Source organism: Aestuariivirga sp., from assembly GCF_044238155.1.
Taxonomy (GTDB): Bacteria; Pseudomonadota; Alphaproteobacteria; order Rhizobiales; family Aestuariivirgaceae; genus Aestuariivirga.
In genome coordinates this window covers 25,425-31,678 of sequence record NZ_JBIIDX010000012.1, presented here as the reverse complement: position 1 = coordinate 31,678, position 6,254 = coordinate 25,425, and the positions used below count along the sequence as shown (strand labels likewise).

Annotated in this window: 7 protein-coding genes; 6 read left to right on the top strand and 1 reads right to left on the bottom strand. The window is 64.3% G+C overall.

Annotated elements, in window-relative coordinates; all coding sequences use genetic code 11:
- A partial coding sequence (locus ACILRN_RS02535; RefSeq protein ID WP_395685233.1) for an RsmB/NOP family class I SAM-dependent RNA methyltransferase occupies window positions 1-735 on the top strand: 735 nt, incomplete at its 5' end.
- Here the strand turns inward: ACILRN_RS02535 and mntR are convergent.
- Entirely contained in the window at window positions 719-1,150 is a 432-nt protein-coding gene (gene mntR / locus ACILRN_RS02530) for a manganese-binding transcriptional regulator MntR (RefSeq protein ID WP_395685235.1), read from the bottom strand. The two genes, ACILRN_RS02535 and mntR, sit on opposite strands and share 17 nt — an antisense overlap.
- 96 nt (window positions 1,151-1,246) lie before the next feature.
- On the opposite strand from mntR, the gene ACILRN_RS02525 reads away from it, so the two are divergent.
- The 5 genes from ACILRN_RS02525 (at window position 1,247) to guaA (ending at window position 6,184) form a co-directional block, all read left to right on the top strand.
- Window positions 1,247-2,584, top strand: a complete 1,338-nt coding sequence (locus ACILRN_RS02525) for an Nramp family divalent metal transporter (RefSeq protein WP_395685231.1) — start codon at window positions 1,247-1,249, stop codon at window positions 2,582-2,584.
- Between the two features lie 194 nt (window positions 2,585-2,778).
- The gene (locus ACILRN_RS02520) at window positions 2,779-3,111 is read left to right on the top strand and encodes a hypothetical protein (protein ID WP_395685229.1); all 333 of its coding nucleotides are present in this window, start codon (window positions 2,779-2,781) and stop codon (window positions 3,109-3,111) included.
- A gap of 81 nt (window positions 3,112-3,192) precedes the next feature.
- Window positions 3,193-3,660 (top strand): c-type cytochrome, encoded by a 468-nt coding sequence (locus tag ACILRN_RS02515; protein WP_395685228.1) that lies wholly within the window; start codon window positions 3,193-3,195, stop codon window positions 3,658-3,660.
- A 10-nt stretch (window positions 3,661-3,670) separates the two neighbouring features.
- Window positions 3,671-4,579, top strand: coding sequence for a c-type cytochrome (locus ACILRN_RS02510; protein ID WP_395685227.1), 909 nt, complete (start codon window positions 3,671-3,673; stop codon window positions 4,577-4,579).
- A gap of 54 nt (window positions 4,580-4,633) precedes the next feature.
- Entirely contained in the window at window positions 4,634-6,184 is a 1,551-nt protein-coding gene (gene guaA / locus ACILRN_RS02505; protein ID WP_395685226.1) for a glutamine-hydrolyzing GMP synthase, read from the top strand.
- Window positions 6,185-6,254: the final 70 nt, after the last annotated feature.

Genomic DNA, 6,254 nt, shown 5'->3' with positions numbered 1-6,254 from the left:
GCCGTGCGCATCGCCGCACCCGGGCCTGAGACCCGCAATGCCAATGTCGAGGCGGAGCCCGCCCATGGCCTTGGCTGGTATGAGGTGCAGGACGCGGGCTCGCAGGTGGCGGCGCTGCTGTCCGGTGTTGCGCCTGGCATGGCGGTGGCCGACATCTGCGCCGGGGCGGGCGGCAAGACGCTGGCGCTCGCCGCGCTGATGCGGAATGAGGGAAGGCTCGTGGCGCATGACCTTGACCGCTTCCGCCTGCGCCCGATCTTCGAGCGCCTCACGCGGGCAGGGGTGACGAACTGTGAGGTGATCTCGGCCCAGGACAAAGGCAAGCTCGATGCGCTGGGGCCCTTCGATTGCGTGGTGATCGACGCGCCCTGTTCCGGCTCTGGCTCGTGGCGGCGCAAGCCTGACGCCAAATGGCGGTTCAACCAGAAACTGCTTCAGCAGCGGTTGAAGGAGCAGGCCCAGCTCCTCGACCGGGGCTTCGATCTCGCCAGGCCCGGCGGCACGGTTATCTACATCACCTGCTCGGTGCTGCCCGAAGAAAATACCGGTCAGATCGCAAGCTTTACCGAGCGGCGGCCGCAGGCCACAATCGTTCCGTACAAAGAGCAATGGGCGCGTACCATCGGCGGCGGGGTTCCCGCCTCGGCAGATGGCTCGGAGAACACCTTGCTGCTCACGCCGGGGCGCAACGGCACCGATGGCTTCTTCGTGGCAGTCATCACGAAGACGGCTTAGGGCCCGTGCCGCCCCGCGCCACGAAGCGGGCCATGGCGCGTAAGGTTTCCTCGCTCACATGATGCTCGATCCCCTCGGCGTCGATGCGCGCCGTATCGCTTGAAACGCCCAGCGCCAGCAGGAAGCTCTCGACGATCTTGTGCTTGCGGCGGCCGTCCTCGGCCAGTTTCCAGCCGTCGCCGGTGAGGAAGATGGCGCGGTAGGGCTCCTGCGTGACGAGGCCTGCGTCCTGCAGGCGTTTCAGGGTCTTGACGACCGTCGCGTTGGCAACGCCGAGGCGCAGAGCCACATCTGATCCGCGCGCCTCGCCCTTTTCGTCGATGAGATCGGCGATCAGCTCGACGTAATCCTCGGCCAGTTCCGACTGATGGTCGGACCTGATGCGGCGGAAGGCCGTCGAGCGGATTTTTGCCAGCCCAGGCTTTTGTGCCCGATGCGCCAAGTTCAAACTCCCTGTTCCTTCAAAAAATTAGCTTATTGCAATAGATTTAGCCAATGCTAAACTTCGGAAGTGAAGAATGGAAATACTACTTCGCCAGGATGGCATCGGGGGCGGGGCGAGCCACCGCTGGTCGATGTGTTCCGCACGATCCAGGTGGAGCCAAACACCTCGACAGTCCGGCGGGCGCTGACGTTCGCCGGGCCAGGCTTTCTGGTGGCTGTAGGCTACATGGACCCCGGAAACTGGGCTACGTCCATCGCCGGAGGCGCGCAGTTTGGCTATGCGCTGCTTGCGGTGGTGCTGATCTCCAACATCATGGCGATCATCCTGCAGTCATTGTGCGCGCGACTGGCGGTCGGTTCCGGGCGTGACCTTGCTCAGGCCTGCCGGGATGCCTATCCGCGGCCGGTCGCCATCGTGCTCTGGGTCTTTGCCGAGGTGGCGATCATCGCAACCGATATTGCCGAGGTGGTGGGGACTGCGATCGGGCTCAACCTGCTGTTCGGCATTCCGCTGGAACTCGGAGTTGTGATCACGGCCCTCGACGTCTTCCTGATCCTCTGGCTGCAGCGCATGGGATTTCGCTGGATCGAAGCCTTCATCATCACGCTGCTGGGTGTCATCTTCGTCTGTTTCCTCCTGCAGATCGCCATGGCCGATCCGGACTGGGGGGGCGTGATCCGTGGCTTTGCGCCCACCACCGAGATCGTCAACAACCCTGCCATGCTCTATCTTGCGCTCGGGATCATCGGGGCCACGGTTATGCCACATAATCTCTACCTCCATTCGGCGATCGTTCAGACGCGAGCCTATGGCGAGAGCCTGCCGGAAAAGCGGGAGGCCCTGCGGTTTGCGACCTGGGATTCGACCTCGGCGCTCATGTTTGCGTTGCTGATCAATGCCTCGATCCTGATCCTTGCCGCGGCCACCTTCCATGCGGGTGGCCATACCAGCGTGACCGATATCGGCGAGGCGCATGCCATGCTGGCGCCGCTGGTGGGCTCGCTTCTGGCGCCGAAACTGTTTGCCATCGCGCTCTTGTGTTGCGGTCTCAATTCCACGGTGACGGCCACCATGGCAGGGCAGGTCGTGATGGAGGGCTTTCTCGACATCCGCCTGCCGGCCTGGCTGAGGCGACTGATCACACGGCTGATTGCCATCGTGCCGGCCGCGGCCGTGACCATTTATTACGGCGCGGAAGGTACGGGCACACTTCTCATCCTCAGCCAGGTGGTTCTCGCTTTCCAATTGCCTTTCGCCATCGTGCCGCTGGTCATGTTCACGCGTGACCAGGGAAAGCTTGGTGATCTCGCAGCTCCCATCTGGCTGTGGGTGACGGCGGGCGTAATCGCACTCGTCATCATCGGTCTCAACGTCTGGCTGCTGTGGGGGCTTGCAGCGGGCTGACGGCGCGGCCACGCCTAAACTGGGGTTTAGGCCGCCTGTCCGGCGGTGCCGGTTTGCTGTTTCTAAACCCGGGAACAATGGTTTTCTCGAGCATCCATGAATAGTTGCTGTCCTGCCCGCTGCCCCGGCGGGTGAATCGCGGCCGGATATGCCGGACTTGCGGTTGCAACCCGATGATGAATGGATGTTTGCTCATGAAACGAGTTCTTTTCGCGCTCCCCCTGATGGTGATGGCTTCCTCGGCCTTTGCAGCGGGACTGACGGTAACCAATCACAGCGGCCTGCCGATCGATGAGCTCTTTGCCTCGCCGGCAGGCAAGGGTGAATTCGGTGCCAATCTGATGGAAGGCATCGCCGAGGGTGCTCTGGATGATGGCAAGACGGTGGCCGTCGCGGAACTCGCCGATGGCACCTATGATCTCAAGGTCTCGGCACCCGATGAAGGCGTGCTGTGCACCATCAGTGACGTCAAGGTTGAAGGTGGCAAGGTGGAGCTGACTGCCGAGAACGGCAAGGCCTGCAAGTAATTCGCCAGGGCAAGGCACGGGGGGCTGCCAGTCCCCCGTGTCTTCTGCTAAGCAAAACACTCCAACAAGGAGGAATCGCGCATGAAAAGCATTTCAGCCAGGGCCCTGATCCTGGCAATCGGCCTCGGTGTGATCGGGGCAGGCTCGGTGCTGGCAGCAGGGTCGGCCGATGACCTGATCAGCGCCCGCCAGGCGGAGATGAAGGTCAACATGAAGGCCATGAAGGCGCTTGTTGCGATCCTGAAGGGCGAGTCGGCCTATGACGCGGCCGCGGTGCAGGCTGCGGTCAAGTCGATGAAGGACGCCCGCGCCGAAGGTGAGGCGCAGGATGTCTGGAATGCCTCGGCCCAGACGGGATCTTCCGTCAAGACGGAGGCCAAGCCCGAAGTCTGGAGCGATGCGGCCGGATTTGCCGCCGCCTGGAAGTCCTTCGATGATGCGGTGGCCGGTGTGGAGGCCAGCACCGACGAGGCGTCCTTCAAGGCCGCCTTCCCGGCACTCGGTGCCTCATGCAAGGGGTGCCACGAGAAGTATCGCGCGGCCGACTGAGCGATTGATCATGGTGGGGATGAAGCGGGTTGCACTCGTCGTGCTGGTGCTGGCGATTGCCGGTGCGGCGGGTGCCTGGTGGTTCAGCGTGCCGCAACCGCTGGCGCTGTCCAGCCTGCCGTCACATGTGCCGGATGCAGCGAATGGCCAGGTGCTTTACAACGCCGCGGGCTGCTTTTCCTGCCACAGGCCCGGACCCGAGATGGCGGCTGCCGATCAGGCGCTGCCCTCGGGGGGAGCGCCTCTCAAGACCCCGGTTGGCGTCTTCTATCCGCCCAACCTGACGCCCGATCCGGAAACCGGACTCGGCAAATGGACCGATCTTGACTTCGTGAATGCCGTGCAGCGCGGCCTCTCCCCCGAGGGCCAGCACCTGATTCCGGCCTTCCCCTACACGTCCTATGCCCACATGAAGACCGAGGACGTGCTCGACATCCGCGCCTATCTGGCCACGCTGACACCAGTCGTGTCTCCAGAGAAGCCAGCTGAGATCCCGGCTCCCTGGCTGCTCCGCCGCGGCGTCGGTCTTTGGAAGCACCTGGGCCTCGATACCACGCCCTGGCAGCCGGACCCCGCCCAGACCGCCAGCTGGAACCGCGGCGCCTATATCGCCAATGCGCCCGGCCACTGCAATGAATGCCACACCCCGCGAAACATCGTCATGGTGCCGGACATGAGCCGACAGTTCGCCGGCGGCCTGCACCCGGAGGGCCAGGGCAGGGTGCCGTCGCTGCGTGATCTCTTGGGCCGCGGCAAATACAAGGACGCCGCCGATCTCACGCTGGCCTTCCAGAACGGCGAGATGCTGGGCTACGAAAACATGTCGTCCGGCGGTATGGGGGCTGTCCAGACCAATCTCTCCAAGCTGCCGCAGGCGGATGTCGAGGCGCTGGCGGAGTATATTGTCAGCCTCAAATAGCGCCCGCTGCCCCCGCATCTTGCGGACTCATGCGCTCTTGCTTATGGACCCGCCATGCAAGACCGCATCCTGATCATCGATTTCGGCTCCCAGGTCACCCAGCTCATCGCCCGGCGCATCCGCGAGGCGGGGGTATATTCGGAAATCGTGCCCTTCCAGTCGGCGGAGGCCGCACTGGACTGGCCGGGCCTCAAGGGCATCATTCTCTCCGGCGGCCCCGCCTCGGTGCATGAGGGCGGCAGCCCGCGCGCGCCGGAGCGGGTGTTCAGCCGCGGCGTTCCGGTGCTCGGCATCTGCTACGGCGAGCAGACCATGTGCGCGCAGCTCGGCGGAAAAGTGGAGGCCTCGGACCACCGCGAATTCGGCAAGGCCTTCGTCGAGGTGAAGGGCGCATGCGCGCTGTTTGACGGCGTCTGGCAGCCGGGCGAGCGCCACCAGGTGTGGATGAGCCACGGCGACCGCGTCACCGCCATCCCCGAAGGCTTCCGCGTGGTGGCGGCCTCGGACGGCGCGCCCTTCGCGGCGATTGCCGATGAGCGCCGCCGGTTCTACGCCACCCAGTTCCACATGGAGGTCGTCCACACGCCGGACGGCGCCAGGCTGCTTGCCAACTTCGCCCTGGAGATCTGCGGCTGCAAGGGCGACTGGTCGATGGCCCATTTCAGAACCGAGATGATCCACAAGATCAGAAAACAGGTGGGGCTGGAGCGGGTGATCTGCGGCCTGTCGGGTGGGGTTGACTCGGCGGTCACCGCGGTGCTGATCCATGAGGCCATCGGCGCCCAGCTCACCTGCATCTTCGTCGATCACGGGCTGATGCGGATGAACGAGGCTGACGAGGTGGTGCGGCTGTTCCGCGAGGCCTACAACATTCCGCTCGTCCATGTCGATGCGTCGGACATGTTCCTCGGCGCGCTTGCGGGCGTCTCCGATCCTGAACAGAAGCGCAAGATCATCGGCAAGCTGTTCATCGACGTGTTCGAGGCGGAAGCCCGCAAGGTGGGTGGCGCCGCCTTCCTCGCGCAGGGCACGCTCTATCCGGATGTGATCGAGAGCGTCTCCTTCACCGGCGGGCCGTCCGTCACCATCAAGTCGCACCACAATGTCGGCGGGCTTCCCGCGCGCATGAACATGAAGCTCGTCGAGCCGCTGCGCGAATTGTTCAAGGATGAGGTGCGGCTTCTCGGCCGCGAGCTGGGCCTGCCGCCGCATTTCGTGGGCCGCCATCCGTTCCCCGGGCCAGGGCTCGCCATCCGCATCCCGCATGACGATGTGACGGGCGAGAAGCTCGACATCCTGCGCAAGGCGGATGCCATCTATCTCGACGAAATCCGCAAGGCCGGGCTCTATGACGCGATCTGGCAGGCCTTCGCGGTGCTGCTCCCGGTGCGCACCGTGGGCGTGATGGGCGACGGCCGCACCTATGACCGCGTGCTGGGCCTGCGCGCCGTAACCTCGACCGACGGCATGACGGCCGATTCCTATCCCTTCGACCACGCTTTCCTCGCCCGCACCGCCACCCGCATCATCAACGAGGTGCGGGGCGTGAGCCGCGTGGTTTATGACGTGACATCGAAGCCGCCGGGGACGATTGAGTGGGAATAGGAAGAAACAGCCTCTTGGTCAGAGGCGATGTTTGCCCCGGCCTTTGCCGCCTGACTGTGTGCCTTCGAGG

What these genes read in the sequence shown, in the direction of transcription:
- ACILRN_RS02520 (WP_395685229.1), top strand. Translation starts at nt 2,779, where the DNA reads ATGAAACGAGTTCTTTTCGCGCTCCCCCTGATGGTGATGGCTTCCTCG.
- ACILRN_RS02515 (WP_395685228.1), top strand. Translation starts at nt 3,193, where the DNA reads ATGAAAAGCATTTCAGCCAGGGCCCTGATCCTGGCAATCGGCCTCGGT.
- ACILRN_RS02510 (WP_395685227.1), top strand. Translation starts at nt 3,671, where the DNA reads ATGGTGGGGATGAAGCGGGTTGCACTCGTCGTGCTGGTGCTGGCGATT.
- guaA (WP_395685226.1), top strand. Translation starts at nt 4,634, where the DNA reads ATGCAAGACCGCATCCTGATCATCGATTTCGGCTCCCAGGTCACCCAG.